Raw genomic sequence first — 2949 nt, 5'->3', positions numbered from 1 at the left:
CCGACAATCGACATCATCGAGGAACTCGACGCGACATACGTCGACTCCAGACAGGCACCCAGCGAGGACGTGCGGGACGTGTACGAGCAGATGGACTGCATCTACGAGGCCACCGGCGTCCCGAACCACGCCATCCAGTCGGTACAAGCCCGCGCGCCGAACGGTGACGGTGCGCTCCTCGGTGTTCCGAGCGACTGGGCGTTCGAGGTCGATGCCGGAGCGTTCCACCGCGAGATGGTGCTGCACAATAAGGCGCTCGTCGGGAGCGTCAACTCCCACGTCGAGCACTTCGAGGCCGCAACCGTGACGTTCACCAAACTTCCGAAGTGGTTCCTCGAAGACCTCGTCACCGGAGTCCACCCGCTTTCGGAGTTTGAAGCAGCATTCGATGACGACGACACCACTATAAAAACCGCCATCGAATTCAGTACTGTATGAAGAACGTCGACGACCTCATCGCCAGCGCGGCGGAGCTCGCGGACCGTGGACTCTCGAAAGGCGAGATTGCCGACGAGCTGAACGTCTCCCGTGAGACCGCTAGTTGGCTGGTCGAACGAAGCGGTGCGGCGGCGAAACCCGAACCCGACACGAAACCCGAAGGCCCCGACGACATCCACGTTGACTGGAATGCAATCGGGAGCGGCGGCAAACGCCTCACCTACATCGGCCGCGCGCTCGCGGACCTTCTGATGGAGACCGGCGAGACGGCCGATGTCACCATCGGTATCGAGAAGGCGGGTGTCCCGCTCGCAACAGCAGTCTCGCGCGAACTCGAAACGACCCTCGGCGCGTACGCGCGCGCAAAACACCAGTGGGACGAAGGAGATATCGAAGACCTCGGCGGCGGTTTCTCCCGGAACTTCGCACCCGTCGAAGACCGCGATTGCTTCATCGTCGACGACACGGTGACGAGCGGCACGACGCTCCGCGAAACCATCGAGTCGATTCGCTCCGAAGGCGGCGAACCGCTCGCATGCGTGGTTATCGTGGACAAACAGGGCGTCGAAGAAATCGACGGCGTCCCGGTCTACTCACTCATCAACGTCGTCCGCGTCGGCGAGCAGTAAGCAGCACTTCTTGTCACTCGGCGGGACTCGGTATCGTTCCCGCTCGCATCGAATGTTTTGCGACGCAACTCCTTTGTCCACCCGGGCGTTACCTGCGTGCATGACATTCCAACCGGAGAGCTTCGACCCCGAGGAAGTACAGGCCCGCGTCGACGAGGCCATCGAGAACAACCACGTCGTGTTGTTCATGAAGGGTAACCGCCTCATGCCCCAGTGTGGCTACTCCGCGAAGGCGCTCGAACACATCTCGCAATATGTCGATGAGTTCGAGACGATTGACGTGCTGCCCGCACTTCCGCACTTCCGCGAGGCGCTCAACGAAAAGAGCGGTTGGGAGACGATTCCCCAGACGTTCGTCGACGGCGAGTTCATCGGCGGTAGCGACATTCTCGAAGAACTCGACGAGCGGGACGAACTCGAAGCGACGCTGACTGGCGCGAACTAATCGCCCGACTGCGGCCGGACCTGATTTTATATCTACGACCTAACGAGAAGGGGAGGCCATTTAAGCCTTCAACACGTAGATGCACACAGGTATCGCCAACCGCGTGCGCCCGCACCGTGGCTCTCGTCGATACCGAAGCCAACAATGTCAGGCCGCGTATATCGACTCCATTCGACGTTGGAACTGCCACTCGAAGACGTAATGGACTACTTCGAGGATGACCCCGACCTCCCACCAGAGGTCGAAAACGTAGACATCACGCGCCGTAATAACACGCTTATCATCAAAGCCGTCTCTGCTGACGATAACCTCAGCAAGTACACGCCGACGGCACAACTGAAGGCAAGCGTGACCGAAAACCGTGTCTACGAAGAAGAGCCGCCCCGTGCGGGCGCGCCAAACTGGGGAGAAGAAGAAGAAGAGGAGATTCCGTCGGAACTCGTCGAATTCGCCTGTTTCAAGGGCGACCTCGAAACCGTCCTCCAGAACACGGCGCTCCAGTACCCGATGTTCCTCGTACTCCGCGAGATTGCGATGCTTTCGGAGAAAGGGACGCTGACCGCGATTACGGAGGAGGACGACGAACTACAGGCAACGCGCATCGTCGAAGGCGAAGTCCGTGCCGCCTCCGTCGAGGTTGTCGAGAACCCACAACAGAACGGTTCGTCCGACAGCGGAGTCAACTGGCGCGATAACAAGTTCATCTCCTGAACCCGTCTTATCTCCCCATCCCCGCCCGCCGAACGACGTGAGTCTGCGGCCAACATCGTGTTTGGAGGTATCACGGGCCACCCTATTCCTCGGGCAAAAAGCATTTACACCACCTAATTAGATGTAATTACGAACAATGTCGAAAGCCTTCCCAGACTATCTCGACGTCGACTACACCGACGGCGAAGGTGAAACGCCGGACGATTACCCGAGTATCGAGGACAAAATCGAGAAGGCCATCGAGGTTACCAGAACGGGTCTCGAACAGTACGACAACCCCGCCGTGATGTGGACCGGCGGCAAGGACTCGACGCTTACGCTCTACTTCATCAAGGAAGTCGCCGAGCGCTACGACCTCGAAGTCCCGCCGGCGGTCTTCATCGACCACTACCAGCACTTCGACGAAATCATGGACTTCGTCAAGCACTGGGCCGACGAGTGGGACCTCGACGTCATCTGGGCCCGCAACGAGGACGTAGGTGCGTACGTCGACGAGAACGGTCTCGAACCCGGTGACGACATCCCGATTTCGGAACTCTCCGAACACAACCAGCACCACGTCCGCGAGATTCTCGAATACGAAGAGGACACGTTCCCCTTCCTCCTCGACACCTACGTGGGCAACCACCTGCTGAAGACTGTCGCGCTCAACGACACGCTCGAAGAGCACGACATCGACGGCGTCATCTCCGGCGTCCGCTGGGACGAACAGGAAGCTCGTGCCGA

At 59.5% G+C, this 2949-nt stretch carries 5 protein-coding genes; all 5 read left to right on the top strand.

Going from position 1 to position 2949, the window contains the following annotated elements; translation table 11 throughout:
• A partial coding sequence (locus tag QT222_RS03415; RefSeq protein ID WP_491476311.1) for an MDR/zinc-dependent alcohol dehydrogenase-like family protein occupies positions 1-438 on the top strand: 438 nt, incomplete at its 5' end.
• Positions 435-1067 (top strand): transcriptional regulator GfcR, encoded by a 633-nt coding sequence (gfcR, locus tag QT222_RS03410; RefSeq protein WP_491476310.1) that lies wholly within the window; start codon positions 435-437, stop codon positions 1065-1067. The genes QT222_RS03415 and gfcR, both read left to right, overlap by 4 nt.
• Positions 1068-1167: 100 nt before the next feature.
• The gene (locus QT222_RS03405; protein WP_004572585.1) at positions 1168-1512 is read left to right on the top strand and encodes a glutaredoxin family protein; all 345 of its coding nucleotides are present in this window, start codon (positions 1168-1170) and stop codon (positions 1510-1512) included.
• Between the two features lie 144 nt (positions 1513-1656).
• The gene (locus QT222_RS03400; protein WP_004572586.1) at positions 1657-2223 is read left to right on the top strand and encodes a DUF7110 family protein; all 567 of its coding nucleotides are present in this window, start codon (positions 1657-1659) and stop codon (positions 2221-2223) included.
• A 136-nt stretch (positions 2224-2359) separates the two neighbouring features.
• On the top strand, positions 2360-2949 hold a 590-nt coding region (locus QT222_RS03395), incomplete at its 3' end, for a phosphoadenosine phosphosulfate reductase family protein (protein WP_491476309.1).

Source organism: Haloferax sp. s1 (genome assembly GCF_058382125.1).
This window is presented reverse-complemented; position numbering and strand designations above follow the sequence as displayed.

Bases quoted from the DNA above. Each gene is read 5' to 3' on its own strand.
- gfcR (WP_491476310.1), top strand. From the start codon at position 435: ATGAAGAACGTCGACGACCTCATCGCCAGCGCGGCGGAGCTCGCGGAC.
- QT222_RS03405 (WP_004572585.1), top strand. From the start codon at position 1,168: ATGACATTCCAACCGGAGAGCTTCGACCCCGAGGAAGTACAGGCCCGC.
- QT222_RS03400 (WP_004572586.1), top strand. From the start codon at position 1,657: ATGTCAGGCCGCGTATATCGACTCCATTCGACGTTGGAACTGCCACTC.